12 protein-coding genes and 5 tRNA genes are annotated in these 19,284 nt (G+C 44.1%); 6 read left to right on the forward strand and 11 right to left on the reverse strand.

Annotation, left to right across the window (positions count from 1 at the left end; translation table 11 throughout):
• Window positions 1-6 precede the first annotated feature (6 nt).
• The 6 genes from HADU_RS10875 (at window position 7) to HADU_RS10900 (ending at window position 10,201) form a co-directional block, all read left to right on the forward strand.
• Complete coding sequence (locus tag HADU_RS10875; protein WP_008306325.1) at window positions 7-3,327, forward strand: lytic transglycosylase; 3,321 nt, start codon at window positions 7-9, stop codon at window positions 3,325-3,327.
• A gap of 27 nt (window positions 3,328-3,354) precedes the next feature.
• On the forward strand, window positions 3,355-5,196 hold the full coding sequence (locus tag HADU_RS10880; RefSeq protein WP_008306326.1) for an extracellular solute-binding protein: 1,842 nt from the start codon (window positions 3,355-3,357) through the stop codon (window positions 5,194-5,196).
• A gap of 18 nt (window positions 5,197-5,214) precedes the next feature.
• Window positions 5,215-6,282, forward strand: coding sequence for a microcin C ABC transporter permease YejB (locus HADU_RS10885; RefSeq protein ID WP_008306328.1), 1,068 nt, complete (start codon window positions 5,215-5,217; stop codon window positions 6,280-6,282).
• Window positions 6,282-7,295: an ABC transporter permease gene (locus HADU_RS10890; RefSeq protein WP_008306329.1), complete on the forward strand. Its 1,014-nt coding sequence runs from the start codon at window positions 6,282-6,284 to the stop codon at window positions 7,293-7,295. The genes HADU_RS10885 and HADU_RS10890 overlap by 1 nt, the downstream gene beginning before the upstream one ends.
• Window positions 7,270-8,853, forward strand: a complete 1,584-nt coding sequence (locus tag HADU_RS10895; protein WP_008306333.1) for an ABC transporter ATP-binding protein — start codon at window positions 7,270-7,272, stop codon at window positions 8,851-8,853. Before HADU_RS10890 ends, HADU_RS10895 begins: the two co-directional genes overlap by 26 nt.
• Before the next feature lie 103 nt (window positions 8,854-8,956).
• Window positions 8,957-10,201: an NADH:flavin oxidoreductase/NADH oxidase family protein gene (locus tag HADU_RS10900; RefSeq protein WP_004810679.1), complete on the forward strand. Its 1,245-nt coding sequence runs from the start codon at window positions 8,957-8,959 to the stop codon at window positions 10,199-10,201.
• A gap of 53 nt (window positions 10,202-10,254) precedes the next feature.
• Here the strand turns inward: HADU_RS10900 and HADU_RS10905 are convergent, their stop codons facing one another.
• The 11 genes from HADU_RS10905 to HADU_RS10950 form a co-directional block, all read right to left on the reverse strand.
• Window positions 10,255-11,667, reverse strand: a complete 1,413-nt coding sequence (locus tag HADU_RS10905) for an iron-containing redox enzyme family protein (protein WP_008306335.1) — start codon at window positions 11,665-11,667, stop codon at window positions 10,255-10,257.
• A gap of 243 nt (window positions 11,668-11,910) precedes the next feature.
• Window positions 11,911-11,986 (reverse strand) — tRNA-Glu (locus HADU_RS10910).
• Window positions 11,987-12,010: 24 nt separating this feature from the next.
• A tRNA-Glu gene (locus tag HADU_RS10915) sits at window positions 12,011-12,086 on the reverse strand.
• 131 nt (window positions 12,087-12,217) lie between these two features.
• A complete protein-coding gene (locus tag HADU_RS10920) occupies window positions 12,218-13,129 on the reverse strand; it encodes a hypothetical protein (RefSeq protein ID WP_008306337.1) in 912 nt (303 codons plus the stop codon).
• Between the two features lie 243 nt (window positions 13,130-13,372).
• The gene (locus HADU_RS10925; RefSeq protein ID WP_008306339.1) at window positions 13,373-14,266 is read right to left on the reverse strand and encodes an alpha/beta fold hydrolase; all 894 of its coding nucleotides are present in this window, start codon (window positions 14,264-14,266) and stop codon (window positions 13,373-13,375) included.
• 85 nt (window positions 14,267-14,351) lie between these two features.
• Window positions 14,352-15,764: an amino acid permease gene (locus HADU_RS10930; RefSeq protein ID WP_008306341.1), complete on the reverse strand. Its 1,413-nt coding sequence runs from the start codon at window positions 15,762-15,764 to the stop codon at window positions 14,352-14,354.
• 114 nt (window positions 15,765-15,878) lie between these two features.
• A tRNA-Glu gene (locus HADU_RS10935) sits at window positions 15,879-15,954 on the reverse strand.
• A gap of 211 nt (window positions 15,955-16,165) precedes the next feature.
• The gene (locus HADU_RS15665; protein ID WP_171056637.1) at window positions 16,166-16,315 is read right to left on the reverse strand and encodes a hypothetical protein; all 150 of its coding nucleotides are present in this window, start codon (window positions 16,313-16,315) and stop codon (window positions 16,166-16,168) included.
• 81 nt (window positions 16,316-16,396) lie between these two features.
• Window positions 16,397-18,943, reverse strand: coding sequence for a TonB-dependent receptor plug domain-containing protein (locus tag HADU_RS10940; RefSeq protein WP_008303610.1), 2,547 nt, complete (start codon window positions 18,941-18,943; stop codon window positions 16,397-16,399).
• A 165-nt stretch (window positions 18,944-19,108) separates the two neighbouring features.
• A tRNA-Glu gene (locus HADU_RS10945) sits at window positions 19,109-19,184 on the reverse strand.
• A 24-nt stretch (window positions 19,185-19,208) separates the two neighbouring features.
• Window positions 19,209-19,284 (reverse strand) — tRNA-Glu (locus HADU_RS10950).

Raw genomic sequence — 19,284 nt, forward strand, 5'->3', positions numbered from 1 at the left:
TTCTTTATGTATAAACCAACCACATTCATGTGGCAGCCATCGTTACCTTCATTTTTAAAAGTCTCAGTTCTCGGCACTGCGCTTGCATCCTTAGGTTTAACAGGTTGTTCGACGACACAAAGCGCGGCAGGGTCCAAGCATAAACAAACAAGTTCGAATTATTTAGGCGCCGACAGTCTGGATAGTCTGGAAGATCTTTTATCCGCGACTGATATGCGTGCGGTAGAAGGCGACCGACTGTTGGTACTGAAACACGGTGATGTGTGGAAGCGCATGACTGTCGGTTTCAAGATGAATCTGGATGTCTGGAATCCGCGTATTGATGCCCAGCGTGGCTGGTTCGCATCACGTCAGCCATATTTAGAGCGTTTAAGTGCGCGTGCTTCACGTTATTTATATTACACAGTAAAAGAAGCTGAACGCCGTGGTATGCCGACTGAGCTGGCATTGCTTCCAGTGATTGAAAGTTCATACGACCCGGCAGCAACCAGTAGTGCGGCTGCAGCGGGTCTGTGGCAGTTTATTCCAAGTACCGGCCGTATTTATGGTTTAAAACAGACCTCGATGTATGACGGCCGCCGTGATGTGGTGGAGTCAACTCGCGCTGCCTATGAGTTTTTGGGTGCATTATATAATCAGTTCGGTTCATGGGAACTGGCTTTAGCATCCTATAATGCCGGTCCAGGCCGTATTCAGCAGGCGATTAACCGTAATAAGGCTGCTGGTTTGCCAACTGATTACTGGTCGCTAAAGTTGCCGCAGGAAACCATGAACTATGTTCCTCGTTTCATGGCAGTGGCACAGATTGTAAAAAGTCCAGCCAAATATGGCGTGAGCCTGCCACCTATTGCCAACCGTCCGCACTTTCGTGAAGTCAGTGTTGGGGCAGCCAGCCTGAATGAAATTGCTGCAATTACCGGTTTAAGTCGGGCTGAACTGTATCAGTTGAACCCGGGGCATCGTGGAGACAGGATTGATCCGGACAGTCCGCGCCGTATTCTGATTCCAGCTGACCTGAGTCCCTCCATTGATGAAAACCTGAAAAAGCTTCAATCCTCTTCTTCAGGTTTATGGGCAAGCTCTACCAGCACTTTACCGAAGAATAATCAGACGATTACGCCAGTAAAAACCACGCCACCTGAGCTGAATAGCAAAACAATTACGCCAGCTAAACAGACACCGCCTGCAATCACGGCCTCAACCACGACAACTATTAAACCTGCAACGCCTGTAACCACTACTGCAAGCAAAGCGACGTCCCCAGCAACGACCACAGCGATTGTTACTGCCGCTGCAACACCAGCAGCTACAAGTACAGCCAAACCCAACCTGACTGCTCAAAGCAAGACCAGGGTCAGCACACCAAGAGGTTCTTCAGCTTTGGCTGATTTTGCTGCGAAGAGTGAATTACCTATTCCAAGTGCACCGCGTATTCCAGTTGCAGTGACGCCGGTAACACCTGTGCAACCGATTCAGGTTGAACCGCCAATTTCTGCAAAGGAACGTGAACAGATTCAGGCGGCGGTTGTGGCAGAGGAAATTCCAAAGTCTGTAGATGAAATCCTGAAACCGGTGGCGACAGCCGCAGAACAGGCAGAAGTGGTGGAGGAACTGAAAGCACTGGCACCTGCGGGTACCGAAATTGTCGATCCTTATGATGGCAAGATTAAGCTGACCGCGATTCAGACCAGCCTTTCTGTAGCAGAACAGCAGGGTAAAGAACTAACCAAAGGTTTCTCTTATCCAAAAGGCGTAGCGGAAAGTACCAAGGCAGATTCAGTCGAAGCGAAATTGAACCAAGGCAAGAATTACGTTAAAACAGATTCGGAAGTTGTGGTTGTTGCACCAAAAGGCAAGCGCAGTACCTACACGGTTTTACCGGGTGACAACCTGGCTTTGATTGCTGCTAAAAATGGAGTGAACTGGCGGGATGTGGCGAAATGGAACCAGATTGATCCAAATGCCACTTTATATGTCGGTACCACGATCTATCTTTATGATGCCAAACCTGTTCAAGAAGCATCAAAACCTGCTGCAAAACCAGAAAGCTATGTGGTACAAGCCAATGATTCACTCACCGGTGTAGCCAGCCAGTTTGGTTTAACGGTAAAACAGCTGGCTGACTATAATGGTTTGAGCACGACCAGCGGTCTATTTGTCGGTCAAAAACTATCCTTAAAAGAAACTGCTGCTTCTAAAGCGAAAGTTGAAGAAACCAAAAAAGCGGAAAGCAGCAAAGTTCAGACTAAGACCTATACCGTTCAGCGCGGCGAATATCTGAAACTGATTGCAGACCGTTATGCACTTTCGAATGCGGAACTGGCTGCGTTGACGCCAGGTTTGACTTCAGGCAGCAACCTGATGGCAGGTCAAAAAATCAACGTACCTGTGAATGAAGCTGAATCTGCAAGCTCAGGCAAGAAAATTGAGCAGAAGTTTGAAAATATTAAAGTGGACCAGACTGCAACTGAAAACTATCAGGTAAAACGTGGTGAGACGCTGTATAGCATTGCCACTCAGTCCAAACTCAGTGTGGCTGAACTGGCAGCCTTAAATGGCTTTGCTGCCAATAGCGGTTTACGTATTGGTCAAACCATCAAGATTCCTGCGGGCAGCACTATGCCAGAGAATTATACTGTGCAGTCGGGTGATACCCTGACAGGAATTGCGACCAAATATAACCTGAGCATGGATCATCTGGCGAATCTGAACGGTTTATCCCGTAATGCTGGCCTGCGAGTAGGACAACGTCTGAAATTGACCGGAGATGCAGAAGCAGCTCGTGAAACTGTGACTGAGCAGGCGGTGAAAGGTGTGAAGTCAGACACCCACATAGTGAAATCAGGTGAAACCCTCAGTTCAATTGCACGCGAGTACAAGTTACAACTGAAATATCTGGCTGAGCTAAATGATTTGTCTGTATCGAGTCCATTACGTGTCGGACAGCGTCTGAAGATTGATGGTGATCTGCCAGAAACTAAAAAGGTAGATGAGATCAAAGCAGTTACCACGACTGTTTCATCTAAGGCCACAGAAAGCTATACAGTGAAGTCAGGCGAATCACTTAACGCGATTGCCAGTCGTCTGGGAATTACCACCACAGAACTTGCCAGTTTAAATAATCTGCGTGCTAATGCAGGCTTGCGTGTGGGCCAAAGTCTGCAAGTCCCTAAACGTATTATGGAATATAAAATCAAGCGTGGCGACACACTGATCGGTTTAGCCTCACGTTATGGCATGGACAGTAGTACACTGGCAGAAATGAATGACCTGAAACCGAATACTCAACTGCGTATCGGGGATGTGATCAAGGTTCCAAATCTCTAAAGCCGAAATGATACAGGGAGTATCTGAATGCCGTTTGCTGCTGCAAAGCGCCTGATTTATATCTGTGGAATTTCGGTCATTACTCAGGGGGCTTGGGCTGCACTGCAGACCACCCCTTATATCGCCATTCATAGTCAGCCCAAATATGCCGGGCTGACACATTTACCCTATGCCAATCCTGCAGCACCCAAAGGTGGCTATCTCAGCCAGTCTGCCAATGGTACCTTTGATAACCTGAATGCCATGAATGGCAAAGGTACAGCAGCAGATGGCGTGGAATACCTGTTTGATACGCTCATGGTCAGTTCCCTGGATGAGCCGGGCGTGATGTATCCCTTGCTGGCTGAAAAAGTCACCTATGATCCAAAAAAAACTGCCTATGTGATTTATCATCTGAATCCCAAAGCACGTTTTAATGATGGTACGCCAGTCACTGCAGAAGATATAAAATTCAGTTTTGATACATACACAACCAAGGGCAATCCAGGCTTGCAGATGTATCTGTCAGATCTGGATAAAACCGAGGTACTATCCAGGTACCAGGTCAAGATGAGCTTCAAGTCGAATAATAATTCGGAAATGCCGCTGATCCTGGCACAGATGCCGATCTATTCCAAAAAGAACTGGCAGGGCAAAGACTTTACTCGTATCACTATGCAGCCCATTTTGGGTTCAGGACCTTATCTGGTTGAAAGCATTGATGCGGGACGCAGCATTAGCTATAAACGCAATCCAAATTACTGGGCGAAGGATTTACCTGTTAACCGGGGTAAATATAACTTTGATCGCCTGAAGTTTGTTTATTACCGCAATATGGATGTTGGTTTTGAGGGTTTTAAGTCTGGTCAATATACCGTACATCAGGAATACACCGCACGTAAATGGGTAACGGAATACAATTTTTCAGCCATCAAGGACAAGATGGTGGTGAAATACAACTTCAATCATGAAAACCCGATTCCGACACAAAGCTTTGTATTTAATACCCGTCGTGCACCAATGCAGGATATCCGCTTTCGTCAAGCCTTAACTTATGCCTATGATTTTGAGTGGCAGAACAAGGCGCTGTTTTATGGTCAATACCACCGTTTACAAAGTTATTTTGCTAATAGTGAGCTGGAAGCGAAGGGCATGCCTTCAGCTGAAGAACTGGCGATTTTAAAGCCTTATCTGGCTAAGTTAGATCCGATTCAGCGTGTTGGTGTGCTGAAAGACTGGAAATATCCAGTTTCGGATGCTTCGGGCTTTAATCGCAAGAATTTACTGGTCGCGCGGGAATTGTTACTCGAGGCGGGTTACCGTTATCACAATGCGCAATTAACTGATCCAAAAGCTAAGCCGGTTCGACTTGAGTTCCTGATTCATCAGGATGGTTTGCAACGTACCTTAATGCCTTTTATACGTAATCTGAAACGGCTGGGTATCACGGTGAATATCCGTCATGTCGATGTACCTCAGTATATTGAACGTATGCGCAGTAAAGATTTTGATATGACGACCAATGTCTTGCCACAGTCTCTCAACCCGGGCAATGAGCAGGCACAGTTCTGGAGTAGTGCGTCAGCAGATCAGCCGGGTAATTACAATTATGCGGGTATCAAAAATGCTGTGATTGATGATGCTATTACCAAGGTGATTCAGGCACCGGATCGCCAGCAGCTGGTGATACGTACCAAAGTACTGGATCGTCTGCTACGTGCTGGCTATTATCAGATTCCGACCTATGGGAAAGGCGGCAACTGGTATGCTTACTGGAATATGTATGAGCAGCCAAAGATCAAGCCAAAGCTTGCTGTTGGATTCGACTTCTGGTGGAGTAATCCACAAAAAGCTGCACAAGTGAGCCAATATTTACGTCGTCAAAAATAATAAGGAATATCACTGACAATGGGAACCTACATACTTAAGCGGCTCTTGCTGATTATCCCAACTTTATTTTTGATTCTGCTGATTAATTTCATTGTCATTCAGATTGCGCCGGGTGGACCGGTCGAACAGGCCATTCAACAGGCAGAAACTTTTCAGGGCATGGGCGGAACCACAGGTGCAGAAACTGCACAGTCCAAAAGCAGCTATCAGGGTACCAAAGGCCTGAGTGACGAGATGGTGGAAAAAATCAAGGCTCAATATGGTTTTGATCAGCCCGCTCATATCCGTTTTTGGGAAATGCTGAAAAGCTATGTACAGCTAGATTTCGGCATCAGTTTCTTTAAAGATAAACCTGTAACTACATTATTGTTGGAAAAATTACCAGTTTCTCTGTCATTGGGACTGTGGAGTACTTTGCTGATTTATCTGGTCTCGATTCCACTCGGGATCCGGAAGGCGCGTCAGCATGGCAGCCTGTTTGATAAATCCACTTCGATGCTGCTCGCCGTGGGTTATGCCATTCCGGCTTTTGTCTTTGCCATTTTACTCATCGTATTTTTTGCGGGTGGTTCCTATTTCCAATGGTTCCCATTGCAAGGGTTGGTGTCGGAAAACTTTGCTGAATTGTCCTGGTTCGGAAAAATTAAGGATTACTTCTGGCATATGACCTTGCCATTGCTGGCGATGGTAATTGGTGGTTTTGCCGGGCTGACTTACTTAACCAAATATTCTTTTATGGAAGAGCTGAGCAAACAGTATGTACTGGCAGCACGTGCCAAGGGCTTAAATGAATCGCGTGTGTTATATGGACACGTCTTCCGAAATGCCATGCTGATTGTCATCGCGGGTCTGCCGGAAGCACTGGTCGGGATCTTCTTTGTCGGTAACCTGTTTATTGAAATTATCTTTAACTTAGATGGATTAGGTCTGCTTGGTTTTGAAGCGATTGTACAGCGTGATTATCCGGTGATTTTTGGGACCTTATTTATCTTTACTTTGCTTGGGTTAATTTTGCGTTTGATCAGTGATGTGATGTATCAGGTGATCGACCCGCGGATTAACTTTGACTCGCGAGGTGCCAAATAATGTCACCGATCATGCGAGCGCGCTTGCAGCGTTTTAAGGAAAATAAACTCGGCTTCAGCTGCTTTATTATCTTTATTATTATTTTCATTTTGTCCTTAGGTTCAGAACTGATTGCTAACGATAAACCGTTGCTGGTGAGATATGACAGTTCACTATATGTGCCGGCATTTAAGACTTATCCGGAAACCACATTTGGTGGTGTGTTTGAAACTGAAGCAGATTATAAAGATCCTGTCGTTCAGCAGTTAATCAATGCCAAGGGCTGGGCATTGTGGCCACTGATTGAATATTCCTACCAGACGCCAAACCTGGAACTGGCAGTGCCAGTGCCGTCTGAACCCACGTCACAAAACTGGCTAGGGACTGATGACCAAGGTCGTGATGTGTTGGCGCGAATCCTTTACGGTCTACGAATATCATTGCTGTTCGGCTTCGCACTGACCATCGCATCTGCAGTGATCGGCATTATAATCGGTGCGATTCAGGGCTACTATGGTGGCTGGATTGATCTGGCAGGGCAACGCGTTCTGGAAGTCTGGGGCGGCTTGCCGATGCTGTTTATGGTGATGATTCTGGTCAGCATGTTTACCCCAAACGTGTACTGGCTATTCCTGATCATGCTGCTGTTCGGCTGGACTACCCTGGTTGGTCTGGTGCGGGCTGAATTTTTACGGGCACGTAATTTTGACTATGTGCGTGCCGCACGTAGCCTTGGCGTTTCTGATCGTGCGATTATCTTCCGGCATATTTTACCCAATGCCATGAGCTCAAGTCTGTCACAGCTCCCCTTTATGCTGACGGCTAATATTACCGCTTTAACCGCATTGGATTTTCTTGGCTATGGATTGCCACCTGATGCGGCTTCACTGGGTGAATTGCTGTTACAAGGCAAAAATAATCTGAATGCGCCGTGGCTGGCTTTATCCGGCTTCTTTACGCTGGCGATAGTTCTATCTTTACTGATCTATATTGGGGAGGCGACGCGTGATGCATTCGATCCAAGACGTCAATAACGCAACACCGCTTCTACAGGTCGAAAATCTGCAGATTAGCAGTCATCAGGTACTGGTACAACAGCTGAGTTTTGAACTGTCTGCCGGGCAGACCTTGGCGATTGTCGGTGAAAGCGGTTCAGGTAAATCAATTAGTAGTCTGGCAATCTTGGGTTTGTTGCCAAGAAATTTAAAGGTACAAGGCCGGGCGGTATTAGATGGTCAGAATTTACTGACGCTTTCTCAGCTCCAATTACGTCAGACTCGCGGCAAGAAAATTGCCATGATCTTTCAGGAGCCGATGACGGCACTCAATCCCTTGCATCGGGTAGAAAAGATCATTGGCGAAACCTTGTTGTTGCAGGGCTGGTCTAAAGCCAAGGCACGAGAACGGGTGCTGGAGTTACTGAAGGATGTTGGTATTCCTGAACCTGAGGACAAACTGAGGCGTTATCCGCATGAATTATCTGGTGGCCAGCGTCAGCGCGTGATGATTGCCATGGCATTGGCACTAGATCCAGATATCCTGATTGCAGATGAACCAACTACAGCACTCGATGTCACCTTGCAAGCCCAGATTTTACATTTGCTGAAATCTTTACAGCAGAGTCGGCAGATGGCGATGATTCTGATCAGTCATGACCTGAATCTGGTGAGACGCTATGCTGATCAGGTGATTGTCATGAACAAGGGCTGCGTTGAAGAGCAAGGTGGAGTACCACAAATCTTTAATTCACCCCAATCAACTTATACCCAAGACTTGCTCAATCATGATTTTGGTCAGGCACTGCCTTTAGAGCAAACTGAAACCTTGCTCGAACTTAAGCAGGTAGAAGTCAAATTTCCCATTAAACGGGGTCTACTGAATCGCATTAAGGGCTATGTCACTGCTGTCGAACCGCTCAATTTAAGCATGCTGCAGGGACAATCGATTGGAGTGGTGGGTGAAAGTGGTTCAGGTAAAAGTTCACTTGCTTTAGCCATAGCACGATTGATTGAAAGCCACGGTCAAATCCTTTTGGAAAATCAGGATTTGAATCAATTGTCTGAAAAAGCTTTGCGACCATTACGTAGTAATTTTCAGGTCGTCTTCCAGGATCCATTTAGCAGTCTGAATCCGCGTATGACCATTGAACAGATCATTGGTGAAGGGTTGGGCTTGAAGGCGATGACCGAGGAGCAAATCCGTAGTCGTGTCGAGGAAGCTTTAGTGCGGGTAGAGCTGCCCGCATCTTTTAAAGACCGCTATCCGCATGAGCTTTCTGGGGGGCAGCGTCAGCGTGTATCATTGGCAAGAGCATTGATTTTAGAGCCAAAACTTTTAATTCTGGATGAGCCGACTTCTGCGCTGGACCGTACTACACAACGTGCAATTGTGAAACTGTTACGTCGTATCCAACAGGAAGAAGGAATTAGCTACCTGTTTATCAGTCATGACTTACAAGTGGTACGTGCACTCTGCCAGCAGGTTTTAGTACTGCATCATGCACAAGTTATGGAGGTTCAGGAGACTGAACAATTATTCCTGCACCCACAAACTGACTATACCCGCCAGTTAATTGCAGCCAGCCAATATTAAAACTACAAATCTTTTTAAATGAAATTGACATGGGTCATTGTCAATTTCTTGCTGACAGGGTATAACACCGACAGAATAAAAGCATAATGTTTAGGAAAAAAGTATGACACAACTGGCAGATTCAATTCAGATTCGTAATACCCTCTTTAAAAACCGTATCATCAAGGGAGCTATGAGCGAGGCACTCGCTAATGATGCTGGTCAGCCGAATGACTCACATTTGAAACTCTACGAAGCCTGGGCTAAAGGCGGGCTAGGTTGTGCGATTACGGGTAATGTCATGGTGGATTTTCGTGCCAAGAATGAACCGGGTGTTATAGTCGCTGAAACAGAACGTGACCTGAACAAACTCAAGGCTTGGGCAGAAGTTGGCAAACGTCATGGTATGGTACAACTGGTGCAGTTGTCACATCCGGGGCGTCAATGTCCGAAAGGGTTGAACCGGGAAACTGTAGCACCATCGGCAGTGCCATTTAGTCCGGCACTGGCTGTCAGTTTTGGTACCCCACGTGAACTGCGCGAAGATGAAATTCTGGATATTATCCAGCGTTTTGCAGCTTCTGCTGCAATTTGTGAAAAAGCAGGATTTGAAGGCGTACAGCTTCATGGTGCGCATGGCTATCTGATCAGTCAGTTCTTATCGCCATTGACCAATAAACGTCAGGATCAGTGGGGTGGCAGTATTGAAAACCGTACCCGTTTCTTATTAGAAATCTATAAGGCAGTGCGTGCTGCGACTTCAGAAAATTTCATTATTTCCGTTAAACTGAATTCGGCTGATTTCCAGCGTGGTGGTATCACCGAAGAAGATGTGATCTATGTCTTTAAAGCTATTGATGCAGTAGGCATTGACCTGATTGAAGTGTCCGGCGGTAGCTATGAAGCACCAGCAATGGCAGGCGTTAAAGCGGATAAACGTAAAGCTTCCACGATTGCCCGTGAAGCCTATTTCCTGGATTTTGCCGAAAAAATCCGTCAGGAAGTGAGCTGCCATATTATGGTGACTGGCGGTTTTAGAACTGCTGCTGGTATGAATGCTGCACTTGAGAGTGGTGCCTGTGATTTTGTTGGTATTGCCCGTCCGTTTGCAGTAGAAACTGATCTGGGGCAGAAGCTGGTAGCAGGGCAGGATGTACGCTATGCTGTAGAGAAGATTAAAACCGGTATTCCAATGATTGATAAAATGGCAATCATGGAAATCATCTGGTATGCCGCGCAGTTTAAACAGATTGCTCAAGGCAAACAGCCAAATCCAAAACTGTCACCATTAAAAGTTTTCCTGCATTATCTAAAAGGCAATGTCACTGCTGTGATTAAAGGACAGATTAATTCACGTAAATCTGCATAACCTGATCTACATATAAAAAGGCACCTTATGGTGCCTTTTTATATGCAACAGATTTAGCTGAATTGCACCGCTTGGGTCTGGAAAGGAAACAGGATTTTAGAGACCTGTTGTGTCGCCCAAAGTCCAAGCTGCTGATAATGACAATGTGGTGCTACATAAGGCGTGAGAATCTCCAGTTTTTCTTCATTATTGTCACAACGCTTTAGATGCAAGCGAAGTTCTTCCAGCTTATGCTGCTCTTGCCGGCTGATTATCGGTGTTTGCGTCCGTAGTGGATGTGAAGAAAGCCGTCGAGCCAGTTCTGGACCTTGAATCCAGTCACGAATTATCTGTTTCTCTGTGGCATTAAATACGCCAAACATCTTGCCATCTGGATCATCAATCAGTTTCCAGAAACGGCTTTGCTCTACAGACAGTCCACGTTGGATCCAGCCTTTATCCATCATGACCTGTAGAAAATCCTGAATCTGCTCAGGTTGTGACAGCCACTCATTGATGGTCTTACCACTAAACTGACATTTCTGGTTATGAATGTACTGACCAATTAAAGCTTTCTGCTGAAACAGTTTCAACACCTGGGCATCGAGATCCAACTCACGCACGATCTGAGTAGAACTCTTGCCTACATCATTCAGCAAGTAACCCTGTTTGACCATTTCCAGATAGCGCTCTGGGTGTTCTGCAGAACGGTATAGATCCAGGAAAGCTTGCAGGGATTTTTGCGCATGGCCATTATGCGCATTATCAATCGTGATGTGCACATTAAAGTAATGCGGATTGATACCGAGTTCAGCCAGTTCATAATTGGTAATCAATAAATGTAGCGGTAGTTGTTCATAGCCCAGATTAAAGCCAATCACCAGCGGTAAATATTCAGCTGGCGCATACGCCAAAGCCAACTGGACAGCTGCCTGTTCATAATAGCGGTCATCGAGTTGTTCGCTATAGGCAGTGAGTTCATAGTTATTTAGCAGATCCTGATACATGGTGACATGGTTGGTTTGTGGATGACCTAGCCCCAGCTCTTCCAGATAAATATGAATCAGGTCTTTAAGCGCAGGTTGATCCGCATGTTCCAGAGTAGAGTATAACCATGAGCCATCGACCATTTTTGTAGGTGCCACCCGGTAGAGAAATTCAAATGCATGCGATACCGTAGCAAAGTATTCACGTTGTCCGCCTTGTTTGCGACGGCTGAGATAATCCTGAAATATTCCACAAATTTTATGATGTTCTTCTAAAAAATGCGTAGCAGCATGTTTGGGTTGGTCGAGCCAGCTGATGGAACCCAGATCGATGTGCTGGATTAACTGACTGAGGTATTGTTCTGCCGAATCTGTTTTTGTTTTTTTAGAGATCTGCTCATCCAGAAAAAAATCCACCCAATCTTTGAAGCTTTTAGTTGGTTCTTGAACAAGATTCTCAAATGGGGGTGCAGTTAAACAAAACTCCGTACTCGTGAACATAATCTTATCCTTGCATATTGGCTCCTAACTTACCTTAGCCTTATGTGAAAGATCAGATGTTTGGTTTTTGTTCGATTTTATGGCGGAAAATACAAGGACTTTGCAAAAGTGCGTAAATTTTTAGAGGTTTATTATTTTGAATATATGGTAAAAATAAATCAAATTGAAGGCAATAAAAAAGCCCAGGTCACAATGCCTGAGCTTTTTTATGAGAAGATCATTTTAAGATAATCATCTCGAATATGGCGTCCCTACGGGGATTCGAACCCCGGTTACCGCCGTGAAAGGGCGATGTCCTAGGCCTCTAGACGATAGGGACTTAATAAAACTACTTTCTAAAAATTGGCGTCCCTACGGGGATTCGAACCCCGGTTACCGCCGTGAAAGGGCGATGTCCTAGGCCTCTAGACGATAGGGACGTTTCAGAGGTGGGCGTATAATAGGGTGAAAAATGGGGGGTGTCAAACGCATTTCTGCACTTTTTCTAGTTTTTTGAACCGAGTGCATAAAATTAAAACAATCTTAAGAAAATACTTGAAAAATACATGGTTTAAGCCGGATTTTTAAGCAATTCTAGAATTGTTTCTACCACCTGCGGATGGAGTAAATAACCAGTAATATCATGCGGGCGGTGAATATGTGTACGAATGCCGTGGTTAATAATTGCAGGTTGAAACTGAAATGGCGGTTGGGTAAGAGGCAAAGCGGTGAGGAAATCATCGGTTGAATAGAAATTTATCCAGTCGCCTGTAATTGCAGCAGGTCGTACAATCGGTTGTGGTAAATGTGACTGGATCACCTGGAATGCTAATGGTGATCCTAAAGTAATAAAACGCTGTACATTGAGTTCTGGATGCTGAATAAGATGATTATAGGCAATCACACTACCCAGAGAATGAGCAATTACAATACAAGGTTTACGACCGTTCAATTGCCGGGCGATCCGCTCATGAACTTCTTTCATGAAACCCGGATTGTCGAGATACAAATAGGTTTCAATAAGAAATTTTTGAAGCAAGCTACGATGCAAACTGGGAAAATAATTGAGCAATAACACGAAGTCCCGCAGCGCAACATTTTTGCTCAATGTAGTAATAAACTTGAATTTCTGTTTGAAATTCATGGAGTCATTCAGGTTGAGCAGGGGAAGATCGGAAATCACGGGTTTGCGCCAGCCAGGGCGTGGAACTGGTGCAGGAAGCTGAGGTTGAACAGGCTGACGGAACCGAAAGCTGGGCCATTGTTGTGGCATCAGGGTGCCAGCATTGAGGATGTTGCGGACGTTATAGCGAGAAAGCAAGTCCCCATAAAATGGAATGTGAATGTGACGTCGTAAATAACTGAATCTGGCATCGTGATGATGTTTGCGAATGCCTTTTTGAAGTATATGTAGCCAGCGCTGACGGATCGATGCAGCGCTATGATGTTGCTGATTCATTCCATGAATAAAAATAACTTTCATCGATACCTCACGGAGGTCGATCTATATATTCACAGTATAGAGAAAATTGCGGCAAGCCAAGCTGTACTTTTTGTGGTGTTCATGTGTAAATTACTTTGATAAAACAATCATTAACAGACAGTTGTATATTTATAAAAAAGTAGAAAAAGCAGTAAATTGATAGATACGGATCAAGGATTTTACTACATAGAAAAAAGATAGGAATAAAACGGTAAAAGTTAAATCCCGCTGTTTAAGTAAATCCTAAACTAATTCCAGCAGCGCTTTGATGACGTCGGGATGTTGGATATAACCATCAATATCATGCGGATGATAGATGGAGGTACGAATTTTCTGATTAATAATCGCCGGCTGAAACTGGAAGGGTGGTTCTGATAAGGGAAAGGCAGTCAGAAAGTCATCGCTACAATAAAAATTGATCCAGTCACCACGAATGGCCTCGGGTCGAGTCATCGGTTGCGGTAAATGTTCCTGTATTACACGAAAGGCCATGGGTGATCCGAGCGTAATAAAGCGCTGCACATTTAATTCCGGATGTAAAAGCAGATAATGATAGGCAATCACGCTGCCTAAGGAGTGTGCGATCAAGATACAAGATTTATTGTCATGTAGTCGCTGACCAATACGCTGATGAACTTGCTGCATGAATCTGGCATTGGCCAGATAGGAATATGTTTCAATCAGAAATTTTTTGATGAGCGTATCATGCAGATGGGGAAAATAATTGAGCAAGACCATAAAATCCCGTAAGGCTGTATTTCGGCTTAAGCTAGTAATAAATTTCAGCTTCTGGTTAAAAGTCAGAGCATCCTCAATATTTAATTCGGGAATCTTGCAAGTTTCAGCTAAATACTGATGAAAATGTGGCGGCGACGGTTGGGATTTAAGTGGCTGGCGCAAGGGAAAATGTGGCCAGTCTTGTGGTATTAAGGTACTGGCGTTCAATACATTATGTAAATGATGCCGTAACAGTAAATCTCCATAAAAAGGGATACGAACATGACGTTTGATATAGGCAAAACAGGCCTGTCGATGCGACTGTTCCAGACCATGTTTAAGCAGACTTAGCCAACGTTGCTTTAATGAAGCAGAACTAAAATTCTGCTTGTTCATCCCATGGATATAAATAATTTTCATCGACACACCGCTGTGGCTGCCTGAAACATATTCAGTATAGATAAAAAAAGAGCAGCCGGAGCTGCTCTTTTTTTAGCGCTAAGATTTAAGCTTTATTGTGATAAAACTTATAATAGCTGGCATAGCAAAGTCCAATAAACACCAGACAGCCAAAGAAACTGATTCGCATTGTTGGATCAAATACCATACTGATACAGGTAATCAGACAGAACAGGAAACCCAGAATCGGCACAATCGGGAACAACGGTGCAGCGAAAGCAAGATCTTTAGCTGTCTTCCCTTGTTTGTACCATTCACGGCGGAAGTTGAACATACTCAGACAGATACTCATCCAGACCACCACCATGGTAAAGGCTGCAATACCCAACAGGTTAGTGAAAATGGTTTCTGGTGCAAACTGTTCAGACAACAGACCTGGCATACCACCAATCATGGTTACGATTACCGCAATGTAAGGAATACCGCGTGCATTCACTCTTGAGAACATGGCTGGTAATTGTTTGCTATAAGACAATGACCACATCATACGGGAAGCAGCAAATAAACCTGAGTTTGCAGCAGACAACAGTGCGGTGATAATTACAAAGCGAATAACGTCTTCAGCGTATGGAATACCAATGTGCTGGAATACGGTCACGAATGGGCTACTACTTACACCTTCAGCAGCAAGACCTGCTTCTTGATGTGGTAATAGACATGTCACCACGACAATCGTACCTACAAAGAAAATCAATAGACGGAAAATTGCGGTATTGATGGCTTTCGGTACGTTTTTGGCAGGATCTTTGGTTTCACCAGCGGCTACACCAATCAGTTCTGTACCTGAGAAGGCAAAGTTGACAATCAGCATTGTTGTGAAGATGGGGAACAGGCCTTCAGGGAACCAACCCTGAGCTGTCAGATTGCTAAACAGCGGCGCAGTTTCCTGACCTGCATAACCCAGTACACCAAATATGGCCAATAATCCCAGCAGGATAAAGGCAATAACAGTGACAACTTTAATGAGGGCCAGCCAGAATTCGGATTCTGCAAACCAGCGGGTCGAAATCATATTCAGTGTAAACACAAGCGCACCAAAGACCAGTGTCCACATCCACATGGAGCTGTCCGGGAACCATTCCTGCATCAATAAAGCTGCAGCGCTAAATTCGGTTCCCAGTGTCACTGACCAGGTCAGCCAGTATAACCAGGTAATGGTATAACCTGTGCCCGGTCCAATATAACGTTTGGCATAAGCACCAAATGAACCAGATTCAGGCATATGTACGGCAAGTTCACCCAGACATAGCATAACCATGTAAGCGATGATACCGCCGAGGAGATAAGCAAGAATGGCACCTACAGGCCCCGTTTGTGCAATGACTTCACCCGACCCTAAAAATAGGCCGGTCCCGATTGCGCCACCAAGCGAAATCATGACCAGATGTCGAGTACTCATAGCGCGTTTTAAAGGCGCAGAATTGCCCTGATGCGTAGCATCATTCGGAGATGAGTGCATAGGAAATACGAAATACTTCAAAGGAATGAAGCGAGCTATTGTAGTCAAAAACTACAAATCTGCAATCAAATAATAGTAATTCTGAATAAGTGCTGATCGTATGAGATCAATAAATGGCGTCCCTACGGGGATTCGAACCCCGGTTACCGCCGTGAAAGGGCGATGTCCTAGGCCTCTAGACGATAGGGACGTTGCGAGGTGATAGCTATGTTAAGGACTAAGCTAAGCTTTGTCAAAAGGCTTTTTGCTAAAAATGAATTAACAGATTAAACATTAAACAAGAACAAAGGATTAACGTGATTTCTGATTTTAAACTAGCGTATCCATCAGTTTATAGCATCAGAAATCGACATTAAAACCTCAAATTCCCGTCAATTTACAGGAGTTTAAGCAGTGTGGATTTAATGGTCAGGTGTTTGGGATTCGGCCGGTTGACTGGCTGGAACCATTTGTTCCGCAGGTGCTTCGGTTTTATCTTCACGATTGACGATATAGAGGTACAGTGCGGAAGGCGCTAAAATCACTAAAACCAGTAAGATCTTTTTTAACATGGCACAAATGCAAGAGATGAAATTGCAGTAATTATAGCCTAAGCAAATTAAAAAGAGCACCTGAGTGCTCTTGTCCATGAGTTAGAATTTAAAAGTGATATCTGCGATAAATTGGCGGCCAATTTCAGAGTACAGTTTGCTTCCACTCACATATAAATTATTGCGGTTAGTAATATTATTGACCGTTAAGCCAAAAATCGCTGAATAATCTTTTGAAACTTTCCAATCATAGGTGGTGCGCACATCCCATGTAAAACGAGGTTTTACATCTTGTAGCGTATAAGTATCGATTTTAACGCCATCATGCACCACTTTGTCAGCAGAGCTCGCTTCTAGCACTTGCTCATAGGTGTCTTTATAGCTAAAGAAGTTGGAAATTTTTAAAGGAAGAGAATCAAAGCCAATATTCCACATGACACGTGCAGTAATCGGTTGGTTATAGTTTGATGCAGGACGGTCACCATAAGGCATGATTTTGCCATCATAGGAAATCAGCTCCTGAAGATCTTCTTCGGTAAAGTTTTCCGTATAATCTGGTGCGCTACGGTACACCTCCGAGTAATTGACCGCTAAGCCTAAATTATGTTGAGTGCCTTTAAATTTAAGTGGCTCAATCGTATTAAGTTCTAGCGTTACGGTATCATTTTCGCCATAACCGCTGTTATCAAACTCATAAGAATAAGTAAAATAGTCATTTGGAATATCAGTTCTATTACGGGTGATTTCATCATCATACTGACGATTCACCCATTTTAAGCTAAGATTGGTGTTTTTAAATTGGCTATTAAACCCAAGGACAAATTCATCTGCAAATGGGGTTTTAAGATCCTTGCGGCGTGTATCATTGGCTGAAACTTTTGCTTCTTCAACCCATTCAGAATTTTGATCAGCACGGCTGATGTCAAAATCTAATGAGGTCAGATGTTGACGCAAGTCCGTCATATACGTTGGGGCATTATAGTAGCGGTTCCAACCTGAAGTCAGGGTTAATAATTTATTGGAAAAAGGCTGATAACTAATGCTGCTACGTGGTGCAAAGTTAAGATTATTATTTGATTCATCATAATCAGCACGCACACCTAAACGGGCATTGAGGTTGTTCCAGCGAATATTATCTTCTAGATACAAGGCTGCTTGATGATATTGACCAGCAAAGCTGCCTGCTTTGTATACATTACCCTTTTTAAAGTATTGGCCATCAAAGACCGTAGGGACTTTATTGTTCAGGAATACAGCTGTGGTATTTTCATCGCAGAGGGGATCATTGATTTGACATTGTTGACCTTTGAGATCAAACAAGTTTTGGGTTTTCCCTGATGTTACGCCATAGAAAGTTGAAAAATCTTTGGTACGTTCCCATTGCACATCATCATAATGATAGGCAAAACCGGCGCTGATTTGATGGTCGGTGTCTGCAAATTTAAAGTTATTAAATAGCGCATTTAACCCATAACTCACAGAAGATTGTTTTAAATCAATATCTGCAGAGGTTGCACCTTCCCATACTTTTTCAGTATTCGCCCAGTCTTTGCTCCCTGCTGCATATATCCAGTTCATACCGCGATCAGATGATGATTCACGTGCATTGTCAATTTGCTGGTAATTGAGCTGGTGTATTAATTGTCCCCAATCTTGTTTTTGTTGCATCTCTGCGAAAATCAAAGCTGATTGATTATTAGTGCTGCTGTGAGAGTTGCGACGTTTGTCTGCGTAAGTATTGTCTTCCAAATCACCTAAAGCGAAACCGAATTTCATACTGGTGTCTGCATTTGGATCGACATACAAGGTTCCGCCGACATTGGTGTTACGTTTTTCTTGATCAATTTGTTTTGGTACAGGTAAGCCACTTTCAACAGGAATTGTTGATTTACGTTGTGAAGCATAGAGATCGAACCCATAGACCTCTGAAAGCTTAGCAAAAATATTGGCACTAACACCTTGGCGAACATACTCTTTTTGGTTTGACTGGGTTGATGCACCTTCAAAGAGTCCTTTGTCTGCAGCAGTTTTTAAGTGGTAGCGGTTCCAGTCACTTTCTGTATAGTCATAAGTGATGCTACCATGGACTTTGCCAACTTCAGATTTAGGTGCACAGGTTTCTGCCTGAACCACACCACCGGTGAAGCCACCGTGTTTTGCACTAATGTTGCTGTCTAATACTTCTAAATTACACAATAAATCGGTGTTGATTGCCACACCTTGTGAACCGCCAGACACTGCACCGTAGTTGGTTGTTCCTGAACCAGCAGGGTCGAGGTTATTGCTGTTGCTGACGCCATTGACCACAAATTTATTATTAAATGATTGTGCACCATGAATCGAAATTTCAGTCGGTTTTAAATCAGCTTGTGAGCTGGCTGCCATATGTTCATTGCTAAACTGCACATTCGGATTTACTTTTAAAAAGTCAGTAATATTTTTAGAGCTATTCGGCGTCTTTTCTAAGTCTTCTTTTGAATAAATGGTTTTTCCAAATTCATTTTCTTGCTGAACTTCAATAATAATCGTGTTGAACTTAACCGTAGCTTCATTAAGGATGGATTCTTGATAATTTGATTCTTCTGCAAAGCTAGAGGTTGATAATGTTGTTAGAACTGCAATAGAAAGTGTTGAATAAGCAAAACGCATGAGAAGGGTTGAATCTGTAAAAGATAATGAAAGTGATCATCATTAACTTTGGTGTAATAATCAATAATAATGAGAATTATTTGCATTAATGGGTTTTTTATGTGTACGGAATTTAATCGGCTTAAATAGCTGAATAATAGAAATAAAAAGACAGAGGAAAATAGATGGCGTCCCTACGGGGATTCGAACCCCGGTTACCGCCGTGAAAGGGCGATGTCCTAGGCCTCTAGACGATAGGGACTTAATAAAACTACTTTCTAAAAATTGGCGTCCCTACGGGGATTCGAACCCCGGTTACCGCCGTGAAAGGGCGATGTCCTAGGCCTCTAGACGATAGGGAC

This window comes from Acinetobacter sp. HA (assembly GCF_000264725.1).
GTDB classification, from domain to species: Bacteria; Pseudomonadota; Gammaproteobacteria; order Pseudomonadales; family Moraxellaceae; genus Acinetobacter; species Acinetobacter schindleri.